This is a genomic window from Candidatus Nitrospira nitrosa (assembly GCF_001458735.1).
In the GTDB taxonomy this organism is placed as follows: domain Bacteria; phylum Nitrospirota; class Nitrospiria; order Nitrospirales; family Nitrospiraceae; genus Nitrospira_D; species Nitrospira_D nitrosa.
Window position 1 is genome coordinate 61113 of sequence record NZ_CZQA01000001.1, and the last position, 15335, is coordinate 76447.

The following is a 15335-nucleotide window of genomic DNA, read 5'->3' on the forward strand; positions in this document are numbered from 1 at the left end:
GTGCCGATGTGCTCACCGCCAGCTGGGACAAGCCAGAGGGCTCGCACAGTCGATGCGAACACGGCGACTAAAAGCATGGTTGAGGCAGTTCCCAGGCTCATGATTGGTTCTTTACGCGTATGAGGCCCGAGGGTTGGGGACGTGTCATCTCAAATGCGCTGGTTCCGTAACGGAGAAGAACTCAGCCATAGGAATTGAACCACGGAGTTACAAACTGAAGGACGGATAACCGATCACGTCTCTGATCGACCCAGACGCGGCCAAAGGACTAAGAGTCCAGAGCCCATGGTTGTTTACCAACCATGGGCTCTGTGTTTTTGAAGTACCTCTCCACAGATGCGCACCCGACTACGGCTCACAGCTGTGACACGGGGGATGACTCAAGAAAGGAGAACGCTACCATGACAGGTTGAAATATACGCTGACAACCCTTCCGCAAAGTCAAATGGCCCGGAGATTGAACCTATTCTTTGCCTTACCTCCCTGGGTTCATCAGTACGGTTACACATTAAGATAAGGAGTGCCATGGCATTTAAAACGACACACCCATATGTACAGCATGACTTCTATTTCATTATTGGGCTACTACTGATCAGTTCAACTCTTACCATCACAGGATGTAGCGGCGATGAGTCATCGCCCCCCCCCAACACCTCAGCGCCCGCCGCACTAAAGAGTGAGATCCTGCCGGCACCACTCACAGCCACGGAAGCGGACCGCTTCCTTGCCGTCACCTCAGCAGCAGGAGGTCAGTATTACGCAGCAGGCTTTACGACTGTAAATGATGACAGTCAGATGGCCGTCGCGCGCTTTGGATCAACTGGCGGATTGGATGCGTCGTTTGGTTCAAACGGGATCGCCACCATTAATGTGGCCGTGGGCGCACACAAGAAAGCTGAACTTGCGCGAGCCGTCGTCGTCCAATCTGATGGGAAAATCGTGATTGCCGGCTTGTTCGAACACGATACGACAGCAACTGGAGATGCCGCGCGTGATACCGATATTGCCGTAATCCGATTTGATACCACGGGGCAACTGGATCAGACATTCGGCACGAATGGAATCACACGCCTCGATCTCAGCACAGGGACGGTCGATGGAACGGCATTTCGTGGAGATATCGCCTGGGGATTGACGTTGTTATCAGGAGACAATCTCCTGGTTGTCGGCGGTAAGCTGGCAGAGGTGGCTGGACGGACGGATAGTGATTACGCCGTTGTAAAATTAACTGCTAACGGGTTGGTGGATAAGTCTTTCGGAACTAACGGCCTCTTCACTCTCGATGTGGAACAAGGTAACGATAGTCCAAGAACGGCCATCGTACAACCGGACGGGAAGATCATCGTAAGCGGTCACACTGAGATCGCCGAGGATACGCCGAACGAAGTCGTATCAACGGTCCTGTTTCGACTGAACTCAAACGGCCAACTTGATCCAAGCTTCGGCAAGAACGGTATTATCAACAATGACCTAGGTCTAAGAGTTGCTGAAGCGTACGATGTCGCTCTCCAGGGATCGACCCTGGTTATTGCAGGATATGGCCGTCTGGCGACCGCAACCACAGTGGATATGATCAGCGCACGATTCTTGTCTGACGGCACCTGGGATAAGTCTTATGGCGATGCAGGTGTCACCACCATTGATGTTGCGAGTCAAGACGACCGCAGTCGAACTCTGAAGGTGTTGCCGGACCAGCGTGTGCTCATTGTGGGGCAAGGCAAGCCGACTGCCACATTACAAGATGCTGCTGTGGTATTGCTCACTCCTGATGGCCAACGTGATACCAACCTAAACGGTAATGGTGTGGCCCTTCTTGATTTCGGCGGCCCCACCGACGCTCTCTTCGGACTTGCCTTGTCCCCTGATCTAACAAATGCGGTTGCAGTAGGTTGGAAGGGCGTACTCCCAACGGAAAGTAGTCCAATAAACAATGACGATGCTCGAGTCGTCCGGTTCTCCCTCCCGCTCCCCTAATACGAGGAGAACCGTGTCCCTTCACAGGTGTGAAGGGACACGGTTCTCCAGCAACAAGATCAATTATTTACCCACTGCCCCTCAGCGTCTTCTTCAGATACAATTTTGCTTCTTACCTTTGTATCCTGCCCACCTTGCAATTGAGACCCCCTTCACGACATGGTCCTAAATGGACCAAGGCGGTGGTGAGATGGCAGCAGAAGGCCGTGAAGCAATCGAACGATGGACGGTTACGTGCCGCGTGGCGATCGTGGGCAGCATGGGTTGACCGTGGCAGAGGTTGAAGACTGGCGCGAGAAGTTCCTGGTCGGGGCCGAGAACGCACTCCGGAGTCGCCCAAAGGATGACGACGCCATCAAGGATGAGCAGATCAAGAGTCTCAAGCAGAAGATCGGCGATCTGGTCCTCGACAACGATATTTTACGGGAGGCGTTGAAGCCCGACCCTTTGGACCGGAAGACGTCCGACGCGTGAGAGGCACGTTGTTGGGTGTCTCGGATAAGCCGAGCCGGGCTGCATCGGACAGGCTCCTCTGCCTATGCACGGCGACGCACAGATCCACCGTGGACCGAGCGGTTGTGCGAGTGGATTGAGCCGTACCCTACATTTTGGTCTCGGCGCTTGCGGGTGCTGTTGCGCGTCCGGGATGGGTTTGCCGTGAACCGCAAGGCGATCTATCGTGTGCTGAAACAGAAGGGATGGCTCGTGCATCAACGGATCTCCACCCCACGTCCTCGCGTGCAGGGCTGGACCAGTCGGGCAAGTCGAAGCCACATCGGTGGGCGATAGATGTGACCCCATATTCCGTGTGGGCAGAACGGCTGGGCCCATCTCGCCGCCGTCATCGATTGCCACGATCGGGAAATCGTAGGTTACGCGTTCGCATTACGAAGTCGGGCAAAGGAAGCCGATCGGGCCGTCGAAGCCACCGGTCTCCAGCGCTTCAGGACGCTCCGGCCCGCGACCGCGCCGGTCCTACGCAGCGATAATGGGCTGATTTTCAAGAGTCGCTGATGTCGCAAGCCCTGTTGAGCCTATCGGCTACAGTAGGAGTTCGTTACACCCTATACGCCGGAATAGAACGGGATCATCGAACGGTTCTTTCGAAGTCTCAAAGAAGAGTGTGTCTGGCAACATACGTTCTAGACGTTTGACGAGGCGCGGCGGACCATTCGAGACTGGATCCACTGGTACAACGAAGGACGACCCCATAGTGCCCTCGGATATCGGAGCCCAGTCCAATATCACACGCAACATGCACCCCAGGTGGCTTGATTTCTGGGGAGCACTAGACGTGCTCCTTATCAGTTCCGCCATTTAGATCAAACCTACTTTGTATAACAGCCCTGCACACTTCGCTCTCGACGTACTGACTAGAAGCTATACTTGTAGCTACAGCCCGTTTAGACGGACTGAAGGGAGCGAGCACACACTGCATCACACCCATAGAAACTGGAATCCTGGTATTCAGAAGTCGCTATGCTAGAGCCGTACAAGGGAGAAGCTACTACTGCGATAGGCAAATAAAAAACCGGCCCGCCTCACCTAACGATGAGACGGGCCGGCCTTCTACTGATCCAACGCTAGGCTTGTTATGCTCCCAATCTCGTGAAGACTGGAAGAACTGGAGCCCAGACTGGATTGATGAGCCTTTCACCGCCTTCGGTGTAAGACATAAACAACCCGGCGAAGCGCTGATCCGGATCGTGGAGAATGTCCACCAACCGCTGCACTTCCCAGAGCACGTCTTTCGACTCAAGCTTAATATCAACCGTCTGACCAGGGAGGATTGCACCCTCCTTATCCATGGTCAACCCGGCGCTGGCCACCAGCTCTGGTGGATAGTTTGGATCCACCTTAGCTGCACCAACCTTATTGGTGAACCGAATACCTGCCGTGGTGAATTCGCCAATACTGATTGGCTGCGTGCCATTGTTGATCACATGAAGGTTCATACGCAGGGCACGACCAGGAACATCGTACTCAGCGTGAACCACTTCGATGGTCAACGGGTTCGGCTTCACAGGCAGCGGCTTCACCTTCGTTTCACCAGCCTGCAGAGGTACACTGATCGGGTGCTTGGACTCTGCTGCCAGATATCCAACGACTACAACAACCAGCACGAATACGAGCATTGCCGCCCCGACCTTACGGTCAATGGGATCCAACAAGATCTCGTCCCCGTATGCAGCAAGTACACGAGCACGAACCAGGTACATCGGACGGATCATGAACCAACCTACCCAGAAACATGCGACAACCACCCAGAAAAGGTGCCACATGACGCCAGTCATACCACCCATCGTCTCAGAGTCGAATGTTTCGCCAGTGAGAGTCTTAATTGGGTTCGTAAAATCTTCATAACGACCCGTGATGTCCATCCACCCACCCGGACCAGCGACCGGACCGGCCTCCTTGATCGCGAGCATGGGGTGAATATGGTGGTGGCCTGGGAGTCTGGCCTTCAGCTTAACAACGTATTCATAATCGCCACCGATATCGAGAGGGCCCGAGTTGAACATCGGAACACCGTTCATCTTTGAGCTCAGACGAACAAAGACCGAGCTCGGAGACCCTACGTTCAAGAACGTACGATGCGGTTTCACGACTGCACGAGGCCAGTCTTCAGACAAGTGAAACCTGCCACGTAACTCAGTTACATCGTTAACCTTTGTCGACTTACCAACCCATTCCGTATCGTACCAGTTCACAGTTCGCATCCGCAGGAATGGTTCCTGCGAGCGCTCTCCATGAGCAAATGCAGGAGTCACATCAACAACAGGCGTCAACGCCAGCGTCGCAACTCCGCAGAAGCCCATTACCCAGCGTTTAAAGGTTTGTTTGGCGTTCATGCTTTCCCCCCAACTTTTGCCTTATCGCCGTGTGCTAACGTGGCGTAGGCGAATACGTCGTACACCTTGACCGTTCTCTGCCTGTCATCCGTGAAGTAGAAGTACGAGGTGCAGAAGAATTTCCCGAACTGCCACCACAGCACGTACACGAGTGACGAGGCAAACGCCGAGAAGAAGGCCGAGATCATGGTGCTGTGCCCACCGAAGGTGCGCAGCGACCCGACCTCGATCATGCGGATGTACTCCGGCGTCCCGGTCCGGACATACATGAAGCCCATGTAGTCGGCCCATGAGAGCAATGAGCCATCAACCACGATCGGGGTGTGGCTATAGCCAAAGATCGGCCAGTTGCTGGGATAAAACAGAATCGCGTACATCCATGCGCCGATCACCGCCGTCAAGGTCCAGTTCCTGGTGAGCAAGAGCGTGATGTCCAAGACCAACGCGCTCGGCAGCAGCGTCGCCGGCATGACGAAGTTCGGCGGATAATTCGACCACCACCACCACGACGTATAGACGGCAATCCACTTTCCGAACCCAAGCGCCAGAATCGTAATCGTCGCCCCGAACGGCTGACGATAGTTCACCCAATTGTAATACTGCAGGGCCGCACAAAACGTAATGGTCGTAATCGGGGTGACGATCGGCCACCATTGCCGATCCTTCCAGTCCAACCAGAAGTCCCAATCCCCGCACAGCAACGCGGTGTGCATGTGAAAGGTCCCGACGATGGTGATGAACAAAATTGGGATAAAATAGATGTGATCAATGTGCCGAGACATTGCCACCCCTTCCGGCGGCAATTTCGAGGCCTTGATAATTTCATCGGTTCTAAACATAACTGACACCCTCCGTCATTTCAGCCGATCAGAAGCGGCCTAGAGACCCATCAGTACTTCAAATCTCCAGACCAGCTTCCGCTACCGACCAATGATACATGTGGACTGCTAACTATTGCTGCTTAGTACACGCTCTTGGCGCTGGCGCTCTGCACCTGAGCCGGGAACGGATCCAAGATGCTCTTTGGAGCGTTGTTCCAGATCACGTCCGCCAGATTCGACATCCGGCTCACGATCTGCGCCGCCACTCCACCGGCCGCGCCGAACAACCCGCACCAGCCCAACGTCACAAAGCCCCAGTGCAACGGCGCCGCAAACAGCTCATCCACAAACCAGAACGCATGCCCCCACTCGTTGAGCCCCACGTTCGGCAGAATGAACATCGGCCCCACCACCGCCGCCACCAACGGGAACGACGTCGCTTGGCTATACAGCGGCAACCGCGTCTGCGCATACAGGTAGCTCGACACGCCGCACGTAATGTACAGCGGGAACGTCCCGTAGAACGCCACAATGTGGCTCGCCGTAAAGCTCGTGTCCCGGATGATCACTTGATGCCACGCCGCATCCTGTTCCAACGTGTAGCTGCCTGCGTAGTACACGCCCCAGATGTAGCACACCAACCAGCCCATCCAGTAAAAGTACCGCTTCAACTCCAGCTTCGGGTCTAGGTTCGCCAGGTTCCGATCCCGCGTCACCCAGATCCAGCCGATCGAGACGGCAAAGAAAATGGCGTTGGCCAAAATGTTAAACCGCCACAGCCCCATCCACACCGACTCAAACTCCGGGGTCATGGAATCCAGCCCATGCGAATACCCGAAGGTCCGTTGATACAGGACCCAAAACACCCCGATCGCCAACATCGCAAACCAGCCGATCTTCACCGGCTTTGAATCGTACCACTGCGAGACGTCATAGCCCCGCCCGGAACTGTCAGCTGCCATGTCCGCTACCTCCTTGTTTTAAATGAAAACGTGCAACTACTGATTACCATAGTCCAAACACACAACCCCCAGTACAGGCACTGCATAAAACTTCAGAGTTGAGCCCGCAAAAGGTCCGCAAGTATCCGACAAAGCTTTAAGATGAGTCAAGCAAAATATCATGAAGATATCATGAAGAACACTAACCAAGCCCCATCGCTACAACTCCCATAAGGACCTTGGTCAGGTGGCAGAGGTATACTCCTCTAGAATCGATGAAGTCAAGATGACTCATTGGTAGGGGTGACGGATATGAACGAAAGAACACCTGACTCGTTGAAGAACTTGCAGAAGGCGACGATTAATGAACGTGATCGCCGGGCGGTGGAAGAATTTCTCGCTCCTGATTGAGCTGTGTAATTTGTTGTGTCAGAAGGGCAACGTCCGCCCAACCAGTCCCATCCCCCTGAGGAATCCACCTAGCTCGTAGGTATCCAAAGCGGTCAAAAAGAAACTCAATGTGCTTTGGTCTCGTTCCGCCTCCGAACAAGTCGGGAAGCGAGAGCGTCCTCCGGAATAGCACATAACTGCTGGAGATCTCGCGCGCCCCCTGCGTCACGACCGGGAAAGGCATATCCCGTACGACCACAGCCCACTCATCGGGAGACAAGTCTGCCATGGGGACAGCCAACATGGCCGTATTATTCTTCGCAATCTCGGCCGCAATAGAACGAAGTCGCTCAAGCCGCTCGCGCGATTCCGGCCAAGAAAAGAGGACGAGCAATAAGTCTTGCTTGCCACGAAAATCTTTCAGTGTCCCGCTTGAACCGTCGTGCGCGGTGTACGAGAAGTTCGGCGTCGCCAGAAAGGGCTGGTCAGGCAGAACACGCGGCGTGATGATTCTCGATTGATAGCCTCGGTTATTGGCATGGAGAAAGTTCAGCAGATCCCAGCGGTCTTCTTCAGAAAGCTTCTCGCCAAAGGCAGGCATGACACCATTGAATCGTCCATAGGTGAGCCAATGAAAGAAATCACCAGCCGTGTGCATGGCTGTATGAGGTTCCGTAAGAAGATCGACCGGTTGCTTCGGTAACGCTTTCGCCAATACACCGTTTCCTTTTGCCTGAGGTCCATGGCAAGGAATACAGTTCGCCGTAAAGAGGTCAACCCCATTGGCAATCGAAATGGCGTCGAATGGGACCGGAGTTTTTCGATAGGTTTCCGGGTACGATTGCACGGAAAGGGGATAGAGCGTCGCACCAAGGCCAAGAATTCCCAGCACTGACGGGATAGCGATTCGCCACGAGGTTCCCCACTGTTTCTTGCGACCGAGGGAGATCGCGATTCCGGCCGTGATCAGAAACACGATGCCAGTCAGTACGATCGTGCGCACAAGCGGATCGACCCAATTGGCGTCGATTGAAAAACGGAACGGATAGGGCCAATTATCGATGACATCGTGCTTGGCCGGTACGGCATTGGCCAACACCGTTGCAACGATGACCAGCAAGATGGCCAGGCTGAACTCAATTGTCACCCAAGTCTGGAGTTTCTGTCTGCCGGTTGCGGCTCTATCAGGGCTCTCGTTCAATGCCGGCACCCACACTGACCTTGCGCGTGAGGCGATCGAAAGAATGATCGCCAGTAACGTCAACTTCGTGATGAGAAGCCAACCATAGGCGGTCGCAACCAGACCGGCGAAATTGGTGTCGATCATGAGATTGGCCACCACGAGGCCCGAGACGACGATGGTCACCATCGTATATAAAGCCAATGCTGAAAATCTGTTCAGCACCTCACCGGCACGAGATCTTTCGCTCACCGGGCCCGGCGCCGCAGTAGAGGCAACGAGGATGACACCCGGAAGCCCGCCAAACCAGACGCTGGCGCCGATAAGATGCAGGGCATAGGTCACCGTGGCGAAGACTGCCTGCTCCTCGGCTGCGGAATGACTCGCGAAAGAACCTAGAACCACGGGCAATGCTGCGACAACTGCTCCCATGATGTAGCGCCATTCCGCCGGAGGCGAAATCCGAATGTACAGCACGACCGCCAGGACGGCGAGAGCACTCGCCGCGCGCAGGATCCAAATGAATCCGACCCGCGTCTTCTGCAAAAAGTCCGTCCAGGCTTGCAGGTTCCACGCATTGCCAGAAACCCCGGTCGCTTGGGCTGTCGTGGTGGCGAGCAGGCCGAATAAGCCGACGAGGAGAATGAGGGCCAACCATGGGAAGGTCTTGCTCAGGCGTGTCCGCCAACAAGGCCCCGACGAGGCGCCTTGCTGACCGGCGATAGCCAAAAACACGCACCCGCCGATCAGCAGCATGGCGGACACTAGCTGCAGACCGCGAAACAGCGCACCAGCAAACTCGATCATTTCTTTTGTATTTCGCCCTTCACCGTAAAGTCGAAAGACGATTCGACGACATGCCCATCTACCGAGAGGACGCGAAACTTGATGGAGTATTTACCAGGGACTAATTCGGGCAATGGCAGGATGATTGATTTAGGATCATCAGATGCGAGAGTCGGCTTGGTATCGGTGATCGAATGTTTTTTGTCGTCCAGAACGACCAACGACGCATAGTCCCCTTCAATCTTTTCGTTGAACCACAAACGCACCTGACTAGGCGACTTCGTAAGAACCGCCCGTCGAGCCGGCTCTGCCTTCACCAACATCGAATGGGCGAGTGCTGGAGTCGCTGGCATTCCTAAAGCCAACGCCGCCACCACGAGAGAAAGAGAGGCCCATAGAGTCTTGTGCTTATTCAATGATGCCATCATCAGCCTTCCGTCTGCCCCCTTGTGGTTCCGAAAAATATTCAGCATCGTGAGTCATTCAGATCAGCGATTCTGATCATGATGCGGTGCCTACGAGACTGTGGCTTGTGACGGCTTCCGACGATCACGAAAGGTGTAATACACCGCTATAATAAGCCCTACCAAAACCGGTATAAAGACCGTGATGTAGTGCATCAGGTGTGAAACCGCTCCTGTTTCCCCCACTGAAAATGAAAACCGAGAAACATGCTCCTGTTTCTCACCGACCGAAACAAGACCAACGAATTTTCCGGGCTTGTCAAAATTGTACTTCACGTCAATCGAGCCGGTTGGATAGACCTTGGCCGGAAGATGCGCAATCGTCGAAGCCTCCAGATTCCCTTCTGAACCGGTATCGTTGATCACTCTCACCTCAACCGGGACAGAACGGAGTTCATGTTCCACAAAATCAAGAACCAGGACCGCATTCCCGATGGCGGGAAGCTCCTGACAAAATTGCCGGTCGTAGTACATTTCCGGCAGATAGGTATGGAAATACATCTTATAAGGACCGACATGGAGCACACAGGTGTCGGCCGCTAATTCATGTCCATGTTGGGCCATCGCCGGAAACGGCGCTGCGACCAGCAGGAAGAGACAACAGATCCAGGCACGAACCAGAACGTAAGAAAACATCGTAGAACCTCTTCTTTCCTTACAATCGAATGCTTGCGCCATCGATACTGCTCGTTATTAGGAGGCCGCGATCTGGGAAGGTTTTCCGCGATCCCGCATGAAAAACACAATGGCCCCAACAATGAGCACAGCCGCCACGGGAACCATATAAATGTTTAGGTATTTCAAAAATGACTTCGGCTCCCCAACCGAAAACGGGAATTTGGAAACATGCTCTCCCTTTTCCCCTACCTTCACGATGCCGACAAATTTCCCGGGCTTCTCAAAGGTATGATTAAAGTCAATAGAACCATTCGCGTAGACTTTTGCCGGAAGATGAAAAACGGTGTCGGCCTCAAGGTTGTCTTCCGACCCGGTGTCTTTGATAATCCGGACTTCAGCAGGAAGGGTGCGAAGTTCCTGTTCAATATAATCAAGCACGACGATGGTGTGCCCAATTGCAGGGATGTCTTCACAGAACTGCTTCTGCTGCGTATTCTCCGGCTGGTATCCACTGAAGTGCATCATGTATGGACCGACCGTGAGTTTACACATGTCTTCAGCCATGGCCAGTCCGCCGTGAGCGTAGACCTGCGTGGAACTAAAGACGCTCAGGGCACCTACCACACATGCAATTGCCAGCTTAAAATAGATGAAAGGCCTCATAAATGATCCCTCTGTGGAAAAGTGAAGTGACTGCATAAGATCTCCATTGCTTGTCCAGCTCTTCATGAGCGCCGGCGGGACGCCCACCAATTTCGCATTCGGCTCGACTTCGAGAGTTCATACCCCACCACACCAAGCACCAGTAACAACGCCAATGGCCCTAGAGCCGAACGTCCCAGCTTCGAGTAGTCAACCTGTTGCACTCGCAGTAAATATGCCGAAGGGCTCAGACCCTCTGCCGTAATAATGAGCTTGTAGAGGCCCTTCTCCAACCGTGCCTCTCCCCTCAGAATCCCATCTGGATGAGAGACCGGTTTCCAATAGGCCACCGTCTTGGCTTCGTCTTGCTCATTGTCATTGACTCCGCGAATGATCCTGACTCCTACCGGGACTGTACGGAGCCCAGGATCGACAAGATCCACCACCAGAAAGGTATCACCGACATCCGGAATGTCCGTACAATACTCAGCCTTTGGCTCAATCTGCGGTTGGTAGGCGCTCAAGTGCACCAAATTCCCACCGACCTTGCGTACGCAGATATCCTCCTCGATGGATACATTGCCGTGCGCAGCGACGAGCCCAGGGCTGGAAACGACTGAGATCGCAAGGATCAAGAGAGGCACACCAACGCGTGTTATTTGCTTTATCATAACTTAAATAGTTACCGTTTAATATTCTAGGCAATTGGGATCTGAAAAATGTACCACCCCGCAAACGACTCTTTCAAGTACTCGATGGTGGCACAATTACACGCTGGCAGGGCTTGGATTCCGCGGTGCCACTGAGTGAGTGGCCTAGAAGCGTGCGCTCCATTTGAAAAAAGCTGCATCCGCACACCTCCGTACTTGTCCTTTCAAACTCTCATTACGTTTCAATTCTTTCTCCGGAAGTACTCCATTCCCCCATCAATCAGGCCCTTGCCACACACAGCCGCTCGCAATACTGAGAACTCATTTCATCGACACTGAGAGACAAACTCGAAATGTATCTATTCCTTGGGTTGACGGCAACGCTGAGACGTGCTGATAATGAGAACGGACGGCGTGGCTGACACGAACGGGAGGGCATACACCATGAAGGCAAAAGACGGGGTCATCACCATTTTAAATAAGATTTTGACCGCAGACCTGACGGCCATTAATCAGTACTTCGTTCATGCCAAGATGTGTGAGAACTGGGGCTATGAACGGCTCCATCGCAAGGTGCGAGAACGAAGTATTGATGAAATGAAGGATGCCGATGAACTGATCGGTCATATCCTTTATTTGGAAGGGGTCCCGAATGTGCAGCGCATGAACACGGTCCAAGTCGGTGAGACCGTCGCAGAGCAACTCAAGTTAGACTTGAAGGCGGAACAGGAGATGCTGGCTCTGGTGAATGAGGGAATCGTCCATTGCACAAAAGCAACGGACTTCACGACTCGACATATGTTGGAAGAGATGGCGAAGGATGTCGATGCGCATATCGATTGGATCGAAACTCAGCTGGAAACAATCAAACAGGTGGGGCTTGAGAACTACCTCGCTGAACAGATTAAACACGAATCTTGAGGGGGATCATGAAGGCCAAAGAAGGGGTCCTGGAACAACTCAATCACGTACTCACTGCCGAGCTGACCGCAATACATCAGTACCTGTTGCATGCGGGGCTCTGTAAAAACTGGGGATATGAACGACTTCATGAGTATTACAGCCATCTCGCGAACGACGAAATGCAGCACTCGGCAGGACTCATCCATCATATCCTATACTTGGACGGCACTCCGGAAATGGAGCGTCTTGAATCTGTGACGCTGGGGAAGGATGTCGTGGCGTTATTTCGGGCTGATCTTGAATTTGAACGTGAAGACGTCGAATTGCTTCGCAAGGGCATTGCACACTGCGCCACAGTCGGCGATTTCACCACGAGACATCTGCTGGAGCACATGCTTGAGGACACGGAAGGACATATTGATTGGTTCGAGACAAGACTCCGAACCATCGACCAAATCGGGCTGGAACGCTTTCTTTCCGAGCAGATCAAGCGGTAGGTACCTGTTTGACTTGAACAGTGGCCACCTCTTCAGTTGCGTTACGGAAGAACCAAGACGAGGAGTGGCTGGTGTCGACATCCATGCCAATCTTGTTTTACTCAGAGCCCATCACTAGCCTTTTAGTAACACCGACGACTCACAAACTTGCCCACCTTTTCCGGCTCCTGTATGATGAAAATGATTTGAATTGACGCTCAACAAGACAGTACATAGGGGCACAACTCACAGCATTGTCCTCCCCCCCAAAGACATCGTAAGACACATGGATGCCCCATCAGCTCTTCTCGCCTCATCACGCTGGATTCGTTCTGTTAGCCAAGTCGCCGTCCGCCATTTCCCTGGCTCTACTACGCTCGATAGCCATCGAGCAAGGGACTACGCGATTGCCGCCTTCACCTTCTTCAGCGTGGCAATAAGCTGTGTCATGGAGATCAGTGCCAGCGTTGAACGCCAACAACTCCTCGGAGTGTTTGCATGGATCTTTCTCGTAACCTTACTGATCGGAGAGAATCGGGAGACTAGAACACAGGTTGCTATTGCGGTCCTCTTTGCCACCATTGGTGAGCACTTCGCCTCTATTTACATGGGTGGCTACACCTACCGCTTTGAAAATGTACCCGCCTATGTCCCACCAGGACATGGGATGGTCTATCTGACAGCAGTAGCGCTGGCACGATCAGCCTTGTTTGTACGGCACCCTGGGAAAATTGCCCTCCTTGTCATCGCCGTCTGGGGCACCTGGTCGCTGTGGGGAGTCAGTGGCTATCCAAATCGTGGGGATTGGGTTGGAGCCTTGTTGTTTGGAATTTTTTTGGTCTGGCTGCTCATCGGTCGTTCACCGATGGTTTACTTGGCAGCTTTTTTTATCACGACCTGGCTTGAATTAATTGGCACGGCCGTTGGGGCCTGGGAATGGGCCACCATCGATCCTCTCTTGGGATGGCCGCAGGGAAATCCCCCGAGCGGCGCCGGTGCTTGGTACTGTCTCGTCGATGCTGTGGCTATCGGAGGAGCCGGACCAACCTTACGAGGCATGAAATGGCTCGCCCATTGCTACAAGTCCGGATGGGGCTTGAAGAGGATCAGCGAATTGTGAATCTGTCAGAGCCACACCCTCGATCGTCCCCACGTAACCATATATTAATAACCCTGACATGAAAGATGCTCCAAGTGAGGTGCCTGTTGTGAACACGGATCTCAGCGCTAGAGTCATCTCCTTACAGGTCGGCCTCCCACAGCGTATGACCTCAGCAGGTTTTTCGGACCAGTCTGGTTCGCATCAAGAATGGACGACCGGCTTCTTCAAGAAGTCCACCGACCAATCGATTTGGTTGGGGACACTCAATCTCACGGGTGATGGCCAAGCCGATCTCATCAATCATGGGGGTCAGGACAAAGCCGTCAACGTCTATCCGCATGAGCATTATTCCTATTGGGGACAAACACTCGGGTTAACGAATCTCCCCATGGGAGGCTTTGGGGAAAATTTTACTATACAAGGCCTACTGGAACAGCAGGTGTGCATCGGCGACATCTTTCAACTAGGAGAGGTCATAGTACAAATCTCTCAACCTCGACAACCCTGCTGGAAATTAGCTCGCTATTGGAGGATCAAGGACCTGGCTGTGCAGGTTCAGGAAACGGGTCGCACTGGATGGTATTTTCGCGTCCTCAAGGAGGGCCCCGTTCAGGCAGGGAAGAATCTTGTCCTTCAAGAACGCCCCTATCCACGCTGGACCGTGTCAACCGCAAACCAGGTGATGCACCACCTAGTCAAAGATCGACAAGCCGCACAGAACTTGGCTGATTGCGAAGCCCTCTCGCCTCGATGGCGAGACAAGCTCAGGCAGCGGGCACTGACTGGAGCACCAGAAAATACAGCGCCCCGATTGACTGGACCAGAAAAGTAAGCCCCCCTCACTGGGCCACATATTTCGCCGCACAAAAGCACAAGGCCGTACATCGTGATCGATGTACGGCCTTGTGACACCACTCCACAATGGAAGACGGAGAGAACCTTAATCCTTCTCGTCCTCGTCGTCGTCTGCCTTCTTTTTCACTTCCTTGATCACCGGCTTCCCTTGAGCAAGACTTGCATTGAGATCATGCTCGGGAACTTTTTTATGCACCAGATTTTGGTGACAATCGATACAGGTGGCTCCTTCGCTTTGCATTTTTGCATGCGCAGCCTTGGCTGACGCCCCCGGTGGCTTGGTATTCTTGTGACAGGTCCTACAGGTAAGACTATCCCACTCCTTGAGCTTCATCCGTGCACGGAAGGCAGCTTCCGGCCTATGCTCATTGAACTTTTCGATCGTCGAGTAGTCAGTGGTGAATTCCTTGATCAGGAATGGAACTCCATCCACCACGTGCGTCCATACTGCTTTATGGAAGTTGGATAATCCCTGCGGGACATGGCAGTCCTTACAACCCGGATCCATACCAATGGCCCCCCAATGTGAGGACTTCTTTAACTCCTCATAGGGATAGATCTCAGAGTGACAACTGATACAAAACTCGGTCCTAGAGATAGCTGCTTCACCGCCGAAGACTACAGTGATGAACCCTATCCCCAGAACCGCTCCAGCTATTAAGGTTCCGAGTTTTGGCATTA

The 15335-nt window shown here is 53.4% G+C and carries 16 protein-coding genes and 1 pseudogene; 8 read left to right on the top strand and 9 right to left on the bottom strand.

Features of this window, described 5'->3' with window-relative positions; genetic code table 11:
- Nucleotides 1-525: 525 nt before the first annotated feature.
- The 4 genes and pseudogenes from COMA1_RS00305 to COMA1_RS22070 all read left to right on the top strand — a co-directional run.
- On the top strand, nucleotides 526-1974 hold the full coding sequence (locus COMA1_RS00305) for an NHL repeat-containing protein (protein ID WP_090742140.1): 1449 nt from the start codon (nucleotides 526-528) through the stop codon (nucleotides 1972-1974).
- A gap of 222 nt (nucleotides 1975-2196) precedes the next feature.
- Entirely contained in the window at nucleotides 2197-2448 is a 252-nt protein-coding gene (locus COMA1_RS00310) for a hypothetical protein (RefSeq protein WP_090742143.1), read from the top strand.
- Between the two features lie 15 nt (nucleotides 2449-2463).
- On the top strand, nucleotides 2464-2763 hold the full coding sequence (locus COMA1_RS20515; protein WP_141654167.1) for a hypothetical protein: 300 nt from the start codon (nucleotides 2464-2466) through the stop codon (nucleotides 2761-2763).
- A gap of 369 nt (nucleotides 2764-3132) precedes the next feature.
- Nucleotides 3133-3249: pseudogene (locus COMA1_RS22070) on the top strand (integrase core domain-containing protein); the annotation flags it as partial.
- A 317-nt stretch (nucleotides 3250-3566) separates the two neighbouring features.
- On the opposite strand, the gene COMA1_RS00320 reads toward COMA1_RS22070, so the two are convergent.
- The 8 genes from COMA1_RS00320 to COMA1_RS00355 form a co-directional block, all read right to left on the bottom strand.
- A complete protein-coding gene (locus COMA1_RS00320) occupies nucleotides 3567-4826 on the bottom strand; it encodes a methane monooxygenase/ammonia monooxygenase subunit B (protein WP_090742146.1) in 1260 nt (419 codons plus the stop codon).
- Complete coding sequence (gene amoA, locus COMA1_RS00325) at nucleotides 4823-5665, bottom strand: bacterial ammonia monooxygenase, subunit AmoA (protein ID WP_090742150.1); 843 nt, start codon at nucleotides 5663-5665, stop codon at nucleotides 4823-4825. The genes COMA1_RS00320 and amoA overlap by 4 nt, the downstream gene beginning before the upstream one ends.
- 122 nt (nucleotides 5666-5787) lie before the next feature.
- Complete coding sequence (amoC, locus tag COMA1_RS00330; RefSeq protein ID WP_090742153.1) at nucleotides 5788-6609, bottom strand: bacterial ammonia monooxygenase, subunit AmoC; 822 nt, start codon at nucleotides 6607-6609, stop codon at nucleotides 5788-5790.
- Between the two features lie 340 nt (nucleotides 6610-6949).
- Nucleotides 6950-8965, bottom strand: coding sequence for a CopD family protein (locus tag COMA1_RS00335; RefSeq protein ID WP_090742157.1), 2016 nt, complete (start codon nucleotides 8963-8965; stop codon nucleotides 6950-6952).
- Nucleotides 8962-9372, bottom strand: coding sequence for a copper resistance CopC family protein (locus COMA1_RS00340; RefSeq protein ID WP_218055266.1), 411 nt, complete (start codon nucleotides 9370-9372; stop codon nucleotides 8962-8964). The genes COMA1_RS00335 and COMA1_RS00340 overlap by 4 nt, the downstream gene beginning before the upstream one ends.
- Before the next feature lie 87 nt (nucleotides 9373-9459).
- Nucleotides 9460-10044, bottom strand: a complete 585-nt coding sequence (locus COMA1_RS00345) for a hypothetical protein (RefSeq protein WP_090742160.1) — start codon at nucleotides 10042-10044, stop codon at nucleotides 9460-9462.
- A gap of 57 nt (nucleotides 10045-10101) precedes the next feature.
- A complete protein-coding gene (locus tag COMA1_RS00350) occupies nucleotides 10102-10689 on the bottom strand; it encodes a hypothetical protein (RefSeq protein ID WP_218055267.1) in 588 nt (195 codons plus the stop codon).
- A 62-nt stretch (nucleotides 10690-10751) separates the two neighbouring features.
- Entirely contained in the window at nucleotides 10752-11339 is a 588-nt protein-coding gene (locus tag COMA1_RS00355) for a hypothetical protein (protein ID WP_090742165.1), read from the bottom strand.
- A gap of 423 nt (nucleotides 11340-11762) precedes the next feature.
- Between COMA1_RS00355 and bfr (COMA1_RS00360) the strand changes: the two genes are divergently transcribed.
- The 4 genes from bfr (COMA1_RS00360) (at nucleotide 11763) to COMA1_RS00375 (ending at nucleotide 14631) form a co-directional block, all read left to right on the top strand.
- The gene (gene bfr / locus COMA1_RS00360; protein WP_090742168.1) at nucleotides 11763-12239 is read left to right on the top strand and encodes a bacterioferritin; all 477 of its coding nucleotides are present in this window, start codon (nucleotides 11763-11765) and stop codon (nucleotides 12237-12239) included.
- 8 nt (nucleotides 12240-12247) lie between these two features.
- Nucleotides 12248-12718: a bacterioferritin gene (gene bfr / locus COMA1_RS00365; RefSeq protein ID WP_090742171.1), complete on the top strand. Its 471-nt coding sequence runs from the start codon at nucleotides 12248-12250 to the stop codon at nucleotides 12716-12718.
- Between the two features lie 265 nt (nucleotides 12719-12983).
- Nucleotides 12984-13817: a hypothetical protein gene (locus tag COMA1_RS00370; protein ID WP_218055268.1), complete on the top strand. Its 834-nt coding sequence runs from the start codon at nucleotides 12984-12986 to the stop codon at nucleotides 13815-13817.
- An 88-nt stretch (nucleotides 13818-13905) separates the two neighbouring features.
- Nucleotides 13906-14631 carry an MOSC domain-containing protein gene (locus COMA1_RS00375; protein WP_218055269.1) on the top strand — a complete coding sequence of 242 codons (726 nt, stop codon included), beginning with the start codon at nucleotides 13906-13908 and terminating at the stop codon, nucleotides 14629-14631.
- Nucleotides 14632-14739: 108 nt separating this feature from the next.
- On the opposite strand, the gene COMA1_RS00380 is transcribed toward COMA1_RS00375, so the two are convergent.
- Nucleotides 14740-15333 (bottom strand): NapC/NirT family cytochrome c, encoded by a 594-nt coding sequence (locus COMA1_RS00380; protein ID WP_090742174.1) that lies wholly within the window; start codon nucleotides 15331-15333, stop codon nucleotides 14740-14742.
- Nucleotides 15334-15335 lie beyond the last annotated feature (2 nt).

Coding starts and splice junctions, on each gene's coding strand:
- COMA1_RS00305 (WP_090742140.1), top strand. CDS start 526: ATGGCATTTAAAACGACACACCCATATGTACAGCATGACTTCTATTTC.
- COMA1_RS00310 (WP_090742143.1), top strand. CDS start 2,197: ATGGACGGTTACGTGCCGCGTGGCGATCGTGGGCAGCATGGGTTGACC.
- COMA1_RS00320 (WP_090742146.1), bottom strand. CDS start 4,826: ATGAACGCCAAACAAACCTTTAAACGCTGGGTAATGGGCTTCTGCGGA.
- amoA (WP_090742150.1), bottom strand. CDS start 5,665: ATGTTTAGAACCGATGAAATTATCAAGGCCTCGAAATTGCCGCCGGAA.
- amoC (WP_090742153.1), bottom strand. CDS start 6,609: ATGGCAGCTGACAGTTCCGGGCGGGGCTATGACGTCTCGCAGTGGTAC.
- COMA1_RS00335 (WP_090742157.1), bottom strand. CDS start 8,965: ATGATCGAGTTTGCTGGTGCGCTGTTTCGCGGTCTGCAGCTAGTGTCC.
- COMA1_RS00340 (WP_218055266.1), bottom strand. CDS start 9,372: ATGATGGCATCATTGAATAAGCACAAGACTCTATGGGCCTCTCTTTCT.
- COMA1_RS00345 (WP_090742160.1), bottom strand. CDS start 10,044: ATGTTTTCTTACGTTCTGGTTCGTGCCTGGATCTGTTGTCTCTTCCTG.
- COMA1_RS00350 (WP_218055267.1), bottom strand. CDS start 10,689: ATGAGGCCTTTCATCTATTTTAAGCTGGCAATTGCATGTGTGGTAGGT.
- COMA1_RS00355 (WP_090742165.1), bottom strand. CDS start 11,339: ATGATAAAGCAAATAACACGCGTTGGTGTGCCTCTCTTGATCCTTGCG.
- bfr (WP_090742168.1), top strand. CDS start 11,763: ATGAAGGCAAAAGACGGGGTCATCACCATTTTAAATAAGATTTTGACC.
- bfr (WP_090742171.1), top strand. CDS start 12,248: ATGAAGGCCAAAGAAGGGGTCCTGGAACAACTCAATCACGTACTCACT.
- COMA1_RS00370 (WP_218055268.1), top strand. CDS start 12,984: ATGGATGCCCCATCAGCTCTTCTCGCCTCATCACGCTGGATTCGTTCT.
- COMA1_RS00380 (WP_090742174.1), bottom strand. CDS start 15,333: ATGCCAAAACTCGGAACCTTAATAGCTGGAGCGGTTCTGGGGATAGGG.